The sequence below is a fragment of the Nocardia sp. Marseille-Q1738 genome, assembly GCF_965283145.1.
In genome coordinates this window covers 55,398-70,266 of the sequence record NZ_CBDIMS010000003.1, presented here as the reverse complement: position 1 = coordinate 70,266, position 14,869 = coordinate 55,398, and the positions used below count along the sequence as shown (strand labels likewise).

Annotated in this window: 18 protein-coding genes; 8 read left to right on the top strand and 10 right to left on the bottom strand. The window is 65.6% G+C overall.

Annotated features, from left to right (window positions below):
* Window positions 1-104: 104 nt before the first annotated feature.
* The gene (locus ACWPXK_RS13780) at window positions 105-1,805 is read left to right on the top strand and encodes a putative PEP-binding protein (protein ID WP_454196509.1); all 1,701 of its coding nucleotides are present in this window, start codon (window positions 105-107) and stop codon (window positions 1,803-1,805) included.
* A 105-nt stretch (window positions 1,806-1,910) separates the two neighbouring features.
* Here ACWPXK_RS13780 and ACWPXK_RS13775 read toward each other — a convergent pair whose 3' ends face one another.
* Window positions 1,911-2,078: a hypothetical protein gene (locus tag ACWPXK_RS13775; RefSeq protein ID WP_454196508.1), complete on the bottom strand. Its 168-nt coding sequence runs from the start codon at window positions 2,076-2,078 to the stop codon at window positions 1,911-1,913.
* Between the two features lie 108 nt (window positions 2,079-2,186).
* Window positions 2,187-2,537: a hypothetical protein gene (locus ACWPXK_RS13770; RefSeq protein ID WP_454196507.1), complete on the bottom strand. Its 351-nt coding sequence runs from the start codon at window positions 2,535-2,537 to the stop codon at window positions 2,187-2,189.
* 594 nt (window positions 2,538-3,131) lie between these two features.
* Between ACWPXK_RS13770 and ACWPXK_RS13765 the strand changes: the two genes are divergently transcribed.
* On the top strand, window positions 3,132-3,659 hold the full coding sequence (locus ACWPXK_RS13765) for a hypothetical protein (protein WP_454196506.1): 528 nt from the start codon (window positions 3,132-3,134) through the stop codon (window positions 3,657-3,659).
* Between the two features lie 122 nt (window positions 3,660-3,781).
* Here ACWPXK_RS13765 and ACWPXK_RS13760 read toward each other — a convergent pair whose 3' ends face one another.
* From ACWPXK_RS13760 to ACWPXK_RS13735, 6 genes are all read right to left on the bottom strand, one after another.
* The gene (locus tag ACWPXK_RS13760) at window positions 3,782-4,720 is read right to left on the bottom strand and encodes a sterol desaturase family protein (RefSeq protein ID WP_454196505.1); all 939 of its coding nucleotides are present in this window, start codon (window positions 4,718-4,720) and stop codon (window positions 3,782-3,784) included.
* Between the two features lie 65 nt (window positions 4,721-4,785).
* Window positions 4,786-5,520, bottom strand: coding sequence for an AraC family transcriptional regulator (locus ACWPXK_RS13755; RefSeq protein WP_454196504.1), 735 nt, complete (start codon window positions 5,518-5,520; stop codon window positions 4,786-4,788).
* Window positions 5,521-6,549: 1,029 nt separating this feature from the next.
* Entirely contained in the window at window positions 6,550-6,702 is a 153-nt protein-coding gene (locus tag ACWPXK_RS13750) for a hypothetical protein (protein ID WP_454196503.1), read from the bottom strand.
* 44 nt (window positions 6,703-6,746) lie between these two features.
* Window positions 6,747-6,953, bottom strand: coding sequence for a hypothetical protein (locus ACWPXK_RS13745; protein ID WP_454196502.1), 207 nt, complete (start codon window positions 6,951-6,953; stop codon window positions 6,747-6,749).
* A gap of 7 nt (window positions 6,954-6,960) precedes the next feature.
* The gene (locus ACWPXK_RS13740) at window positions 6,961-7,152 is read right to left on the bottom strand and encodes a hypothetical protein (protein WP_454196501.1); all 192 of its coding nucleotides are present in this window, start codon (window positions 7,150-7,152) and stop codon (window positions 6,961-6,963) included.
* A gap of 5 nt (window positions 7,153-7,157) precedes the next feature.
* Window positions 7,158-7,373, bottom strand: coding sequence for a hypothetical protein (locus ACWPXK_RS13735; protein WP_454196500.1), 216 nt, complete (start codon window positions 7,371-7,373; stop codon window positions 7,158-7,160).
* A 247-nt stretch (window positions 7,374-7,620) separates the two neighbouring features.
* On the opposite strand from ACWPXK_RS13735, the gene ACWPXK_RS13730 reads away from it, so the two are divergent.
* From ACWPXK_RS13730 to ACWPXK_RS13715, 4 genes are all read left to right on the top strand, one after another.
* Window positions 7,621-9,075 carry a hypothetical protein gene (locus ACWPXK_RS13730; protein ID WP_454196499.1) on the top strand — a complete coding sequence of 485 codons (1,455 nt, stop codon included), beginning with the start codon at window positions 7,621-7,623 and terminating at the stop codon, window positions 9,073-9,075.
* A complete protein-coding gene (locus ACWPXK_RS13725) occupies window positions 9,068-9,733 on the top strand; it encodes a 2'-5' RNA ligase family protein (RefSeq protein ID WP_454196498.1) in 666 nt (221 codons plus the stop codon). Before ACWPXK_RS13730 ends, ACWPXK_RS13725 begins: the two co-directional genes overlap by 8 nt.
* 247 nt (window positions 9,734-9,980) lie before the next feature.
* A complete protein-coding gene (locus ACWPXK_RS13720; RefSeq protein ID WP_454196497.1) occupies window positions 9,981-10,595 on the top strand; it encodes a flavin reductase family protein in 615 nt (204 codons plus the stop codon).
* 319 nt (window positions 10,596-10,914) lie between these two features.
* Window positions 10,915-12,081: an epoxide hydrolase family protein gene (locus ACWPXK_RS13715; protein ID WP_454196496.1), complete on the top strand. Its 1,167-nt coding sequence runs from the start codon at window positions 10,915-10,917 to the stop codon at window positions 12,079-12,081.
* A gap of 67 nt (window positions 12,082-12,148) precedes the next feature.
* Here the strand turns inward: ACWPXK_RS13715 and ACWPXK_RS13710 are convergent, their stop codons facing one another.
* Window positions 12,149-12,412, bottom strand: coding sequence for a helix-turn-helix transcriptional regulator (locus ACWPXK_RS13710; protein ID WP_454196495.1), 264 nt, complete (start codon window positions 12,410-12,412; stop codon window positions 12,149-12,151).
* A gap of 105 nt (window positions 12,413-12,517) precedes the next feature.
* Here ACWPXK_RS13710 and map point away from each other — a divergent pair, with 105 nt between their 5' ends.
* Window positions 12,518-13,285 (top strand): type I methionyl aminopeptidase, encoded by a 768-nt coding sequence (map, locus tag ACWPXK_RS13705; protein WP_454196494.1) that lies wholly within the window; start codon window positions 12,518-12,520, stop codon window positions 13,283-13,285.
* Window positions 13,286-13,440: 155 nt separating this feature from the next.
* Here the strand turns inward: map and ACWPXK_RS13700 are convergent, their stop codons facing one another.
* On the bottom strand, window positions 13,441-14,154 hold the full coding sequence (locus tag ACWPXK_RS13700) for a glyoxalase (RefSeq protein ID WP_454196493.1): 714 nt from the start codon (window positions 14,152-14,154) through the stop codon (window positions 13,441-13,443).
* Between the two features lie 113 nt (window positions 14,155-14,267).
* Here ACWPXK_RS13700 and ACWPXK_RS13695 point away from each other — a divergent pair, with 113 nt between their 5' ends.
* Window positions 14,268-14,837, top strand: a complete 570-nt coding sequence (locus tag ACWPXK_RS13695; protein ID WP_454196492.1) for a PadR family transcriptional regulator — start codon at window positions 14,268-14,270, stop codon at window positions 14,835-14,837.
* Window positions 14,838-14,869: the final 32 nt, after the last annotated feature.

The following is a 14,869-nucleotide window of genomic DNA, read 5'->3' as shown; positions in this document are numbered from 1 at the left end:
TGTATGTGTTGCTTTGTCAAGAGGGTGGCGTAGTCTGAGTCACATCGACAATGTGGCGGACATGAATCGGGTCCGCTCGGCGCGGGCGTGGAGGTAGACAACGGATGACCAGGTCGTTGCAGGTAAATGCAGGAACTGTGGTGCTGGACGGCACACCGGCGGTGTCCGGGGTCGCGTTCGCGCCTGCGATCCGGCCGGTTCCTCGGCTGCGCGTCGAGGAGTCGACGGATCTGATTTCCGAGTCCGATCGGGCATCCGAGCTGGCGGCGCTCCTGGCGGCCGCCACCACCGTCGCGGGCCGTTTGCGGGAACGCGCGGCGCGTGCCAGCGGCGCCGCGGCGGAGGTGCTCGCCGCCGACGCCGCGATGGCCACCGACCGCGGCTGGCTCGGCGCCGCCGAGAAGCTGATCGCGGCGGGCACACCCGCCTGGGCGGCGGCGGTCGCGGCCACCGACCGGTTCGCCGCGATGTTCACCGGGCTCGGCGGACTGATGGCCGAGCGGGTGACCGACTTGCGTGACGTCTGTGATCGAGTGGTCGCCGAACTGGCCGGTGCGCCGGAGCCCGGCATCCCGATACCGGCCCAGCCCGCGATCCTGCTCGCCGACGACTTGGCGCCCGCGGACGCGGCCGGGCTCGATCCAGCGCTCATCGTCGGTTTGGCGACATCATTCGGCGGGCCGACCAGCCATACCGCGATCATCGCGCGCCAACTCGGCATTCCCTGTGTTGTCGCGGTGGCCGGGCTCGACGGAGTGGCGGCGGGGGCAGACGTCCTGCTGGATGGCTCGTCCGGTCACATCGTCGTCGATCCCGACCCCCTGGTCGCGGCACGGGCGGTCGAGGAGTTCCGCTCGCGCGTCGCTCGCGACGCGGCGTGGACCGGGCCGGGCGCCACGGTGGACGGTCACCGGGTGGAAGTGCTGGTCAACGTCCAAGACGGCGCCGGTGCACGGGCGGCGCGTCGGACACCGGCCGAGGGAGTGGGTCTGTTCCGCACCGAATTGTGTTTCCTGGATCGGGAATCCGAGCCCAGCGTGGCCGAGCAGGAGCGCATCTACCGCGAGGTGTTCGACGCCTACGCCGGAGCGAAGGTGGTGATCCGGACCCTCGACGCCGGATCGGACAAGCCGCTGCGATTCGCCGACCATCCCGACGAGCCGAATCCCGCGCTCGGCGTGCGTGGTATCCGCGTCGCCGCGCGCGACGCGGGCATCCTCGACCGGCAACTGGACGCCATCGCGCGCGCCGCGGTCGGCCGCGAGCCCGTGCCGTGGGTGATGGCGCCGATGATTTCGACCGCGGCCGAAGCGGAATCCTTCGCCTCGAAGGTCCGCGAGCGGGGCCTCGTCCCGGGCGCGATGATCGAAGTGCCCGCCGCCGCGCTGACCGCGGAAGCGATTCTCCGGCACGTCGATTTCCTATCCGTCGGCACCAACGACCTCGCCCAATACACGATGGCGGCCGACCGCATGTCTCCCGAGCTGGCCGCGCTCACCGACCCATGGCAACCGGCAGTGCTGTCCCTCGTGGCCCGCACCGCGGCGGCGGGACTGCGCCTCGGCAAGCCCGTCGGAGTGTGCGGGGAAGCCGCCGCCGATCCGGCCTTGGCTTGTGTGCTGGTCGGTTTCGGCATCGGCTCTTTGTCCGCTGCCGCCAGCGCCGTCGCCGCGGTGGGAGCGGGCCTGGCGGAGGTCAGCCGGGAAGGCTGCGAGCGCGCCGCCGCCGCGGCACTCGAAGCCGCCGATCCCACCGCAGCCCGTGCTGCCGTCCGGTCCATCCTGGATCAGGCGCCCGCCGACTGATGGGGTCCTCCCGTGGGCAGGCCGGCCTTCGGGCGGATGCGGGCAGCGCTCTTCGCGACGCCATGACCATCGACGACCGCGAGTTGGGTCCGAGCGGTCTCCGAGTTATCCCGATCCCATGGCTTTCTCGTACACCACGCCCGCGTCGCGGACTTTGGTCGCGAGAAAACGCATCCGCTCAGGAGTGAGGTAGCCACCTCGAAGGGCGATCTGGTCCAGCTCGGCCGCCACTTGGTCGAGCGCCAGCCGAGCAAACCGAGTCTGATCAGCCATGCTCAGGTTTTACCAGCGTTAGCGCAGGAATGCCGCCACGCACAGGTCGTGGCGCGTGGCGGGCCGGAATATCGGCGTGCGGGTCAGGCGGCACTCACACGGTCGGATTTATTTGAAGGCACTCACGTTGTTCACTTGGTTACCGCTGGTGTAACCGCTGACATGGTAGTGAATCGTGACAGAGTCCCAACCGTCCCAGGAGACCATCGTCCCCGCGCCGGATTCCGAGAACAGAATGTATATTTCGTGCCCGGCCTCGTACTGGTCGCTGGTGGCTCCCGGAGCCACCTCGAACACGCACTTCGGCACATCCCATTCCTGCCGGTAAACGGAGACGTGCCCGCTCGTATCGTTGTAGAGCTTGTACCAGCCGGGCGAGCTTCGCTCGGCGGGTTTCTGGGGCGCCGCCGACGCGGACACGGTCCTTTGGCGCATTGCCATTTCAGCGGTTTCAGTCATTTGACCCCTCCTCAGTCCGTGCGATACGCATGCGAAGCGTCGGCGACACGAACCGGTTGCCAGACAGCTGACGCTCGCACCGCTTTTCTCAGAGAAGCCCCGGCCGGTCGGGTCGAAAGGAAGCGACCAGCGGTGGCCTACAAGACTTTCATAGCAGTATGCGATCGTGGCCTGACTCGCCTTTTTCGGGTGAATTGCCGAAGTTTTGTCCACCCACACTGTGGAAGGAAGTCGACGCAACACAACCCACCTCTGACTTCCGGATGCAGATCTCCATATGGGTTTCGTCGAGGAGGAACGGCTGCGGCGCGCGCTCCAGTTGGCGGCAATCGGTCGCTGCAGCAAACGGTTTGGCGTCGCTGCCGCCGACGAGCGTCGGACGGTGCCGAGGGCTATGAACCCCGTCCAGCGGAGCGTTCACCTAGCTGCCAGCCCGGTAAGGTATATCCCAATGGTCGCCGTAGTCCTGACACCGCCGACCGTTCCGAACGCGCTACTGAGAGGGGGCTGTCCGAAGTGTCCGGGCGTGTGGTTTCGGCCGAGGAATGCGACAGGCTATGGGCAGCATGGACCCCCGCCGAAGTAGCGGAGCGAATGTCGAGTGTCATGGCCCCGTGGTGCGTCGCGGCGGGGTGGGCGCTCGACCTGTTCACCGGAGGCGGTGCTCGCGAACACAGCGATCTCGAAATCGCCGTCCCACAAGGAAGTTTTAGCGAGGTTGTCGCTGTCTTTTCCGGCTTCGAGTGGGACGTCGTCGGCGACGGCCGAATCTGGTCGTATCCAGCGGAAGCGGAAAACCATCATCAGACATGGCTCCGCGAACCCGCGACCGGACGCTATCACCTCGATGTGTTTCGTGAACCGCACGTCGGCGACCGATGGACATGCCGCCGCGACCCATCGATCACCCTGCCCTACGAGGATCTGATCCTCCACACCAGCGAGGGCATCCCCTACGTGATTCCGGAGGTCGCGCTCCTGTTCAAGGCAAAAGCACGCCGCGACAAAGACGAAGCCGACTTCCGGCGTGTGCTACCCGCGATGGATCGATCGCAAAGGTCCCGGCTGTCCGAATGGTTATCTCGGGTCCATCCAGGTCACCCGTGGCTTGAAAGAATCTGACGTGCTCCTCGCGCCCGCGGGGACGGTCCTTTCGCCGATCACGACAACTGGCATCCGTGGTCCCCGCGGCCGTGGGGATGTTCTGGCGATGGCTGCAGCCGAGTACAAGGGGCTCCAGTTGACTACCGGAGACCGACTGGGCCGGGGTCGCCCGATTGCGCATGGACTGCGGCGGTCGGGACAGCGGCAGTGCTGAACTGGCAGGCGCCGTGCGCGGTGAACGGTTCGGCGAGCTGGGCGAGATAGCCGACCGGGTAATCGGGTTTGGCGGCCATGCCGAGGTCGTCGCTGCTGAAACGGCGCGCCGGATCGTAGCTGTGGGTACGCAAGAGGTGATCCCAGAGCAGGGTGAACAGTCCGAAGTTGACGTCGCCGATGCCCGCCCATTTGAGGTGGTGGAAGCGGTGACCCTCGTTGAGGGCCAGCACATGCTTCAGCGGCCCGACGCGATAGTCGACATTGGAATGTTGCAGCAGCAGTTGCACGGCCACGGCGAGGGACAGGGCGGCCGCCACCGGGACGGGAATGCCGAGCAGCAGCAGCGGTGTGACGCCTGCGGTCATTTCGATCGTCTGGTGCAGCGGGTGTTTCATCAGGCCGTTGAGGCCGTAGAAGCGTTTGACGCTGTGGTGCACGGCGTGAAACCGCCACAGCACACCGATCTTGTGACTGGCGTAGTGGGTGAGGGTGATGCCGAGATCGGCGAACAGGATCGCGATCAGCACCTGGACGGCGAAAGGCAGTGTCGCGGGCCAGAGTCCGTCGCCAGGGATCAACGCGGCGAGTGCGGGGATGATGGCGACGCTGGTCAAGATGAGTGTTTCGTTGACGAAGACGTGGGCGGTATCGCGACCGGAATCTTCGTGCGACTCGTTCCAGGTCGATTCGTAGGGCAACACGCGTTCGGCGGCGAACGACAGTGCGATAGCGACGACGAGCAAGACGAGCAGCCAGAGTTTGTTTGCACCGGAAGCGGCCAAGGCGATGCCGAGGCCATTGACGCCGAGCAGCATCAGAGGCGCGTAGCCGTAGCGGATGGCCGGTTGAATGAACATGGTCATGGTTTTGAGCCTCGCCGGGCGACGCGGGCGGGCGCTTGAAGAAATCGGCTGACCTGACCGGTGTTTCAGCCGGTTGCCCCGCGCCACCCGGTGGCCAGCAGGGCGTCCGTGGGGGTGATGCCGAACAGGTCACGACAGGTGCGCGTGAGGTGCGCGCTGTCGGCGAACCCGGCGGCGTGGGCGGCCTCCGTCAGCGAACGTCCCGCTCGGACCTGATCGATGGCGCGGTGCAGCCGCGTCCAGCGCCGCCACGCCGCATAGGGAAGCCCGACCTCGGCGGAGAACAAATGCGACAGGCGACTGGGTGACATCGCGACCAGGCGGGCCACCTCACCCAGGGTGGGTGGCCCAACCGGGCTGGCATCGGCAAGCTCCATCACCGCGAGCACCACCGGATGCGCGGCCCGCCGAGGCAACGGAACTGCCAGGGCCAGTGACGGGTGACCGGGTGGCGTGGGGACCGCCGCCGCGATCCAGCTGTCCACCCGATCAGCAGGTCGCCCTGCGAGCCGCGCGACGGCGGCGCGTCCAGCGGTACTGGCAGGGTCGAGGTACGCCAGCAATCCAGCGGTCCCGGGCGTCGCACGAACTTCATGGCGGACGCCCGGCGGGATGATCGCGAGGTCGGCACGGCCGACAGCTCCGCAGCCGTCGGTCAGGGTGAGTTCGCCGCGGGTGACCAGCAATACCTGCACCGCGGCGTGCGAATGTGCCGCGGCGTCACCGATATCGCCGGTGAAGGCCATCAGACCGGGAGTAAACACCACGCCACCGAGCCACCGGGGGATCGGAGCGGTCATCGCGGGTCACCGCCGGTCGGCGGACACAGGGTGGTGTTCGACACGGTTTCGTCTGGTTAGCCTGGGTGAGGGGGATCGGGGCGACCGCGATCGTAGTACCGGACGGAATTTCGGACATCCCCTCACGGCGTGGTCTGTCGTGATCATGCGTGGCTATGAGGGCGTTGGCCGTCATGAAAAACAGATGACATGCAGAGATGTAGAAATGTGCATCCATGCAAGGTGTGTCGCCAGACCCACCAAACCGATCGAGAACCGGCAACTCTGGCAGAATCACCCCTGGTCAATAAGTGTGCTCCCCGCGCCCGCGGGGATGATCCGCCCGAACTGGACTCGGTGACCGGGATGATGAGGTGCTCTCCGCGCCCGCGGGATGATCCTCGTGGAGCAATCAGGCGCTCGAGGAGTGGCGGGTGCTCCCCGCGCCCGCGGGGATGATTCTCCGTTCTGCTGGTGTTCAACCGAAGTTGACAATGATCCGTAGTGGTCTCGCGCTTGGTCGTCGTGCCCCATGTGTTCCCCGCTCCCGCGGCGATGATCCGCCGACAGCGAGACCTGGTGCACTGACCGTCCTGCGCTCCCCACGCAGGCGTGCGGGGGTAGATCCGCAAGTGGGGAACCGATGATCGTCACATCGTGCGCGCTTGCCGAATAGATACCTCACCGCAGAGGTCTCCGTTACTGTCATTTTCATCAGAATTCGAGCGAATCTCGTCTAATTCGGTAGTAGGGCCGGTTTTGCGCCTTTCTGCCATCGGCGCTGGTAGGCGCATGAAAACGCATGCACCCGAACGCGATAGGACATCGTATCGAGGCGTGGACTGCGAATCCATTGGTCGCGGGTTCGAGCCCCGCCCGCCCCGCAAAGTGCCTTTGATCAGCGAAAATGCTGAACTCGACCGCCGAATTGGCCCAGAACAGCGCGCCGACAGCAATGGACTTTTGTTCCCGATATGGTCGAATGGAGCACAACCCCGTCGAACACCGGACGCGGCCCCGGAAGACGCATCCGAGCGACGCCGACATCGTTCAGGGCCCATCCGAGACCAGCAGCAGATACGCGGCCTCGAGGTGAACGACGCACTCGTCCGGAGGATGCTCGCGGTGTATGCACCGCAGCTCCCGGGCGCGTTCCACGGTCAATTCCATCAGGTGGACCTGGCACATGAACTCAGCCAGCATACCGTCCGCCTGCACGAACGTTTTGTGCTCCATAGGGTCTGGCATTAGGCATCCGACTGATTTCGAAACGTGTCTGATTCGGCGACCGGCTCGTCCGCTCTGGCCGTCTTCGGCGGAAACACATCTGTGGCTTCCTCCGGCAGTCGCACCCGCTCGGCTCGGACATCAGCGACCAGCCGGTCGATCGCTTCGATGTGGCTCATCAGGTGGGCGATGTCCCAGTTGGCGTGGGTGGGATCGCGCTGGCGCATCGCGGCCTCAGTCCCAGAGCTCGGCGCACGGCAGCGGCGGCAGATCGGCGCGCACGTCGTCATCAACCGTGACCGTCAGCTCCAGACCAGAGAGCGTGCCCGTCAGCGCGTCGGCGACGTGCTGGGCTTGTTCGGCGCTGGCTTGGTAGTCCAGGCTCAACGGGCCGGATTCGATATGGATGTGCCGGATTGCGGTCATCTGGATCACCGCGGCTTCGTGGTGGATGGCACCAGTCGCCCGGCCTCGGCCAGTGTCTGGAGCGCGGCGGCCTTGCGTGGGCAGCGCTTCGCCCGGCACGCGACGTGATACCGCATCACCGTGTGGGCTTGCGAGATCGTGAACGGCACGCTCGGCGCCTGATGCGCGGCTTCATCGCACAGTGCGACGAGTTGGTACATGGCAAGGGAACTGGTGGGCATCACGCAGTGCTTCTTTCCGATCCGGGGTGGCGGGGGTCAGGCGGTACCCGGCACCGGGGGCTTTCGCCACCGGCCTGCCACTCTGGCGGGCTGGTGCGCCGTGCGGGATTACGGCGTCGGCCCGGTGCCGGGTACCGCCTTTGACCTTGGCGCACAGGCGCTTTCGGGCGTAACCGCGCGGCGGTGGCGTAATGTGGGCCTTCCGTAGGTATTTGCCCAGGTCAGGCGTAAAAACGTAGGGGAAGCGATGGTGCGAGCGCGGGAATGGACAGGCTTTGAAGCGGCTGCTCTGCAGGAAGCCATGCGCAAGTCGGTCCGCGAGTTTGCAGCTCTGCTAGGGGTGGAGACCACCACGATCACGAACTGGCGGACCGGCCTCAGCGCGGTCAAACCGCGCTCGGGTACACAAGCAATCCTCGATACCACTTTCCAGCAGCGGGCGACCTCAGAAGATCGGGCGCGGTTCGAGCAGATCGTTTCTGAAGGCGAAAGAGTGTGGCGGGCGCGGCATGGAAAGCCGTCCCGATTCCCGATCGCCACTGAGGACACGGTGAGTAGCAACCCAGATGCGGGGCCGACGGGCTGCTCGACGAGCGGTGCCACCGATGGCTCGTACAGTTTCGAGCGTTTGCTGCCGAGAAAGGAAGGTCGGTTTCGGTTGCTGTCCGACACCGACGCGGCGGATGCCATAGTTGCTGACCCCGGGGAGCTGCGAGGTGACAACCAAAGAGGATCCGAAGACCTGACCGACGTCCTCAGTCGCCTTCACCATTGGAGCAGGTCGGTCAACCCCGAAATCATTGACCAGCTGCAACACAACACGCTTGCGAGCATTGCGCAGTACGAGACCCTCGATCCGTCTTCCCTCATTCCCGGCTTGGTAAAGCAACGGAGGTGGGTCGACGCGCTCCTCGCTGAGTGCAGCCATCCGAATCAGCGGCACCAACTCTTCGAAATCGCCAGTGAGACATCGGGCTTGCTTGGCTACATCGCGGTCGGACACGAAGATTTCGGCTTGGCCCGCGCGTATTGCTTGGAGTCGTTCCAACTCGGCGACTTCGCGCAGGACCCGAACCTTATGGCGTGGGCGCGCGGTATGCAAAGCTTCTGTGAGTACTACGCCGGGCGGTACGGTGAGGCGGTGCGATCTGCACAAGATGGTCTCAGGCACGCGCAATCTGGACCGCAGAGTGTGCGGCTGATGATCAACGGCGTCGCACGCGCGATGGGAAAGCTGGGAGACGCCGACGGTGTCCACCGCGCCGTCGAGCAAGCCTATGAGCTCATGTCACGTAACCATGCGCCGGAGAACGTTCCGTCCAGTGTGTCGCTTGGCAGCTACAGCTCGGCGCAGGTGGCCGGGAATGCAGCGACCGCGTATGTCTCGTTGGGGATGCCGGACAGGGTTGAACACTATGTGCGGCTTGCGCTCCCGGATATGAGTGATTCCAATTCTCCGTGGGGTCGCGCGCTTGTGATGATCGACTTAGCGCGTTCGCACGTGCTGTCGGATGCAGCTGACTTGGACCATGCTGCAGCACTCATGATCGACGCGCTCGACGCTCCAACAGGTAAGCCGCTGATGCAGGTAAGGCGCCGGGCATCGGAGTTCGTTCACGATGCCGCCGCCAGGTGGGGGGAGCTGCCGCAACTTGCGGCTGTGAGCGCCGCTCTGGAGACCTTGAACGCACCCGATGAATAGCATCGGCAACGTGGAAGCTGGCGAGCGTGCCCAGGACGGGCGACACCCTGAGGGCCGTCTCGGCGTGCTCGGCTACTACTGGTTCCTGACCTTCGAGCAGTCACCGGAGCTGACGGCGCTGGCAAAGGAATGCCAAGCATCGATCGACTCGCCTTGCTATGACCTAACGCCTCCGGATGGTTTGCACCTGACGCTGGATCGGATCGCGTACGTTGGCGCAGCCACGCCGGATCGGCTCGACGCGATTGCGGCGGCCGCGGCACATGCCTGCCAGGATGTGCCGGCATTCGATATCTCCTTCGGCCATCTGAGCGGCATTCGCGGCGCGATCGTGTTCGACGTCTCGCCTGCTTGGCGAATACGCAACCTTCAGGACACGCTCAGGTCGGCGACGTTGTCCGCCTTTCCCCAAGCGCGCGTCAAGGAGTCACAGTCCGATCCGCATGTCACGATTGCTTATCCCAGTACCGCGACGTTTTCCGAACCGGAGACCGCTCCGGCAGTCGCGAGGCTGAACGCTACTGTTCGCAGCGTGGATATCACGGTCACTGAGGCAGTGATGGTCTTGCTCGAGCGTCGGCAGCTCTCGTACTCTTGGCAGATCATCGCCCGAATACCCCTGGGCACCAGCGAAGGCGCAATACCTCTCCACCAATGAGTGGAATCGGCATCATTGACAGTATTCGGGTCGCCAGACGGAATCTCCAGCAAATGTGGGATGGCTCCGCTGCTGCAAGCGAAACGCTCAAACCGGTAGTGGCTATACCCGCGAGGGCAGCGGATTCCGCAAGTGGTCTCGGCTCTGCACGCTATACATGCCGATCTCGAGGCGCAGCCTATGGCTGCGACCGCCCACGGCCGCGAACTCGGTGGTGTCATTCAGGGTTTTGTATCAGGATCGGACCGTGGCTAGTGACGACCGCGTGCACGTGGCGCACCGCCTGCTCGCCCCGCGGATTGCGTACCTCATCGGGACCCGCAGCGTCGATGGCACGGCTAATCTGATTCCGGTGTCCAATCTGACGTCGGTATCGACCAATCCGCAGCAGGTGGCGGTCGCTGTGCACAAGGAGTGGGCGACCTACCAGAACCTCCAGACTGCACCGGGATTCACGGTCAGCGTGCCGACTATCGAGCAGTTGGACAGCGTGTGGAAGCTGGGCGCGCGGTACTCCAAGTTCCCAGTTACAGAACCAACCGAAAAGCTTCGCGCTAGTGGTCTCAGCCTGGATTACGAATCCTCTATCTACGGCCCGGTGGTCTACGGCCCGGTGGTCTACGGCCCGGTGGTGCCCGCCGGCCTCGGCTGGATGGCGTGTCGGACCATCGCGCGGATTGATCTGGGCGGCGACCATGGGCTGGCGATCGCTGAGGTGGAAAATGTTTGGTTCAACCCAAAGTTCCTTACCGCCGATGGCGTGCCGAACGGCGCTACCCACCCCCTAATGCAGCAAACGGGCAACCAGTTCACAACGACGACCGACGAACTAACTTCCATCCCGTACTTCTCGGTTCGCTAGTGCTACTGCCACATGGTGGCTGTCCTGGCCGTCCAAAGCGCGCCGATCTTGTGTCACTCGTTCACGACCCGGTCGGAGAGCCTATCGAGGATTCCGCCTTCGAGTGCTCCCTGCCCCCGCGAGGGTGGATAGAAGCCGACGCCGAGGCAAGATCCGCGTCGCGTGTTCCCTGCGGCCGGCCGAGTGCGTTGGAAGGCGGGCGTATCCGGTCTCTGAGAGCGCACTGCTGTTTCGGCTGGTAGGGCGTTCGGGACGAATCTCGGAGGAATCTGCGTATTGCGGAAGGAAGTCTTCCGCAATGGGCGACAGAGTGGTTCCCATGACGAACACGACGCAGATCCGCCCCTTCCGTATCGACATCCCGCAGAGCGAGATCGATGACTTGCGGCAGCGACTGACCCGCGCCCGCCTTCCGCACGTCGTGCCCGGTACCGAGGGGGATTGGGCGCGGGGAATCGCGCCGCGATACCTGCGGGAGCTGGCGCAGTACTGGCGCGACGAGTTCGACTGGCGGGCGCAGGAGGCGCGGCTGAACGCTTACGACCAGTTCACCACCGAGATCGACGGGCAGACCATCCACTTCTTCCATGTCCGTTCGCCTGAGCCGGAGGCTATTCCGCTGTTGATCACCCACGGTTACCCGGGGTCGGTGGTGGAGTTCCTGGAGCTGATCGGGCCGCTGACCGATCCGCGGTCGCACGGCGGTGATCCGGCGGACGCGTTTCATGTGGTGATCCCGTCGCTGCCCGGGTTCGGGTTCTCCACGCCACTGGCTTCGACGGGCTGGGAGCTGGCGCGCACGACAGAGGCGTTCGCGGAGTTGATGAGCAGGCTCGGCTACGAGAAATTCGTGGCGCAGGGCGGCGATGTCGGTGCAGGCGTCACCGGGCGGCTGGCCGCGCTGTATCCGGAGCGAGTCATCGCGACGCATGTCAACAGCGATCAGGGCACGCTGGGGCTGGTGGGCGAGCAGCTTCCGATGCCGGATGGACTCACCGCTGACGAACTGGCCGAGATCGAGTCCGCGCGGGCCGAGTGGGCGCAGCAGAAGGGGTACCTGGTGTTGCAGAACACCCAGCCGAACGCGATCGCCGCCGCGCTCACCGATTCGCCCATCGCGCAGCTCGGCTGGATCGCGGAGAAGTTCCAGGTGTGGACCGATCCGGCGCGTCCGGAGGGCGCGGCGGTCGATCGTGACCTGCTGCTGACCAACATCAGCATCTACTGGTTCACCCGCAGTGGCGCCTCCGCGGCTCAATTCCTCTGGGAGACCGCGCATTCCGGGATGGGCTGGACCGCTCCCTCGGGCGTGCCGCAGGGCTGGGCGGTCTTCAACACGCATCCGCTGATGCGCCGGGTGATGAACCCGGAGGGCCACATCGAGCACTTCACCGAATACGCCGAGGGCGGGCACTTCGCCGCTGCCGAGCAACCGGAACTTTTCCTGGCGGATGTGCGCACGTTCTTCCGCCGCTATCGCGGATAACGGCCGGATCGGGGCGGCGGCGCGGCTGGTTAGCGCCGCCGCCGCGTATCGATCGGAAACTCTGACGCTAGGCCGATTCGGCCAGTCCCGCCGAACGCCAGATATCCGCCAGGTCGTCGAGCGGGAGCGCGAGCACCTCGCTGAGCGACACGACGGTGCCGAACGCGGGGGAGGGGAGTCGGCCGGTTTCGATCTTGCGCAGTGTCTCCGGTGAAATTCCCGCTTCCCGGGCGACTTCGCCGAGATCACGGTCGGCGCGCGCGCTGCGAAGGGCGGCGCCGAGGCGGCGGCCCGCGTCGATCTGCGCGGGAGTCAGCGGAAGACGGACCATGCGCCCAGGCTACGGCTGGTATTTAAATACCGCAAGCGACCCGGCTGGTATTTAAATACCACTGCGGCTAGGGTGGTATTAAAATACCGGCTTACTGGAGGAACGATGGTCGAGTTGAAGAGTCCCGCGGAGATCGCGCGGATGCGAGTGGCGGGGCGCTTCGTTGCCGATGTGCTGGCCGAACTGCGCGAACGCGCGCGGGTCGGGGTGAATCTGCTCGAGTTGGAGGCCTACGTCCGGGAGCGCATCCGCGAGCGCGGAGCGCAGTCCTGCTACTGGGACTACGCGCCGTCGTTCGGGCGCGGGCCGTTCCGCAATACCGTCTGCCTGTCGGTGAACGATGCCGTCCTGCACGGGCTTCCGTTCGACTACGTCCTGCGTGACGGTGACGTGCTGAGCATGGACCTCGCCGTCGGGATCGACGGCTGGGTCGCCGATTCGGCGACGACCGTCGTGGTCGGCGCCGCCGCGCCCGAGGACGTGCGGTTGGTCCGCGCCACCGAGGAGGCGCTCGCGGCAGCGATCGCGGCCGCCGTGCCGGGCAATCGCATCGGTGACATCTCCGCCGCTGTCGCCGCCGTGGCACGGGACTACGGCTACCCGGTGAACACCGAGTTCGGTGGCCACGGCCTGGGCCGCACCATGCACGAGGACCCGCATGTGCCCAACACGGGCCGCCCGGGACGTGGCTACCGGTTGCGCCCTGGACTCACCATCGCGATCGAACCCTGGTTCGCGCGCACGACCGACCGCATCGTCACCGATCCCGACGGCTGGACCATTCGCTCGGCGGACGGTTCGCGCACCGCGCACTCCGAACACACTGTCGCGATCACGCCCGATGGTCCTGAGGTGCTGACAGCTGCGGCGTGACCACTTGGTCATCGCCGCCACCCAGCATCGCGCGGCACGGGTAGGTACCGGTGACCCGTCAGCAGGCAGCCGAACCAGGCGTGCCCGCGCACAACGTGCCCGCGCCCGGGCACGGCAGCGGTCGACAACAGCACGTCGAACATGATGTCGCCCGGCTACGTTTCGGACAGCCAAGCAGCGAGGTCGTCGGATGCCCGTAGCTCGTCGGCGACGGCGGCGCGTTCCGCGTCGGACAACTCCATCGCGCGTAGCTCGGCCCGGAACTGTGCGGCGCGATCGGGCTCGTCGGTGGCGACGGCCAGTTCGGTGAGCGCCGCCAGCGCCCGGGCCACATCCAGCCGTGGTGCCTCCAGCCGGAACCGGCCGAGACCGACCTCGAGCACACGGAAGGCCGCCTTGTCGTCGGTCTTGAAATCGCGCAGGATCCGGGCGTTGTCCAGCACCTTGGCCAAGCCGTTCAATGCCTTCGACCCGCCGTACTCGAGCTTCATGGGTTCGTCGCGCTGGATATAGATCACCTGGTTGCCCGCCGGGTCCATCACCGTGAACCGGCTCTGTCCCGGTCGGAATCGGGTGATCCGCGGGAGACCTTTCGCGGGAACCTTTCCGTATCGGGCGCGCAGTGCCGTGGTGAACGCTTGGTGCCTGCTCGCGACGTCGTCGACCATCACCAGGCATCCGGCGCGTTCGGCGGGTATATCGCCGTCGGGCGCGGTCACGAAATGCAGGGCGCAGCCACGGTCTTCTACGGCTCCGTAGATATAGGGGCGGATCTGCTCGTGGGTCACCGTATAGCCGAGCGTTTTGTAGAAATCCAGCGTGCCCGCCAGGTCGCCGGTCCAGAGCTGCGGTACCGCCGTGTCGGACATGAATCCTCCCGAATGCCTGTGGTAGTCAATTTTGACTAGCTGAGCGTAGGGCCGTGCCGGGCGGGAAGTCAAACTTGACTACTATGGCCAGTTCCGACCGGAAGGAGTTCGCCATGTCGGCCGTACGCCTGTTGGTGCTGGGCGTGATGCGCCTGCATCAGCCCACCCACGGCTATGCCGTGCGGCGGGAACTGCTGTCTTGGCGCGCCGAGACCTGGACGAACGTGAAACCCGGGTCGATCTATCACGCGCTCAAACAGCTCACGCAGGAGGGCAAGCTGAGCGCGTTCGGCACCGAGGACAGCCGGCAAGGTCCCGGTCGCACGCTGTTCCAGATGACCGAGGCGGGCGAGGCCGAGTTCCGCAGGCTCATGGACGAGGCGCTGGTCAGCGTCGACATGGAGGAACTGGGCGCGGCCATCGCCTTCATGGACGCGCTGCCAAGGGCACACGTGATCGAGAAATTGCGCGAACAGCGCCGCCGGAGTGAGGAAGTGCGCACCAGCCTGCTCGCCATGATCCCGAACTTTCCCGGGCGATACGAGGCGCCGCACGCGACGGATCTGCTGGAGTTGTGGAGCGGAGTCTTCGAGAACCTGTCGGGGTGGACCGAGGGGGTGCTGGCGCGGCTGGAGGCGGGGGAGTACCGGATGTCGGACCAGGGGCAAGCCGATCCGAGCTGAGCCGGCGAGCGTCTGGCGGGCGCGACGGAGAA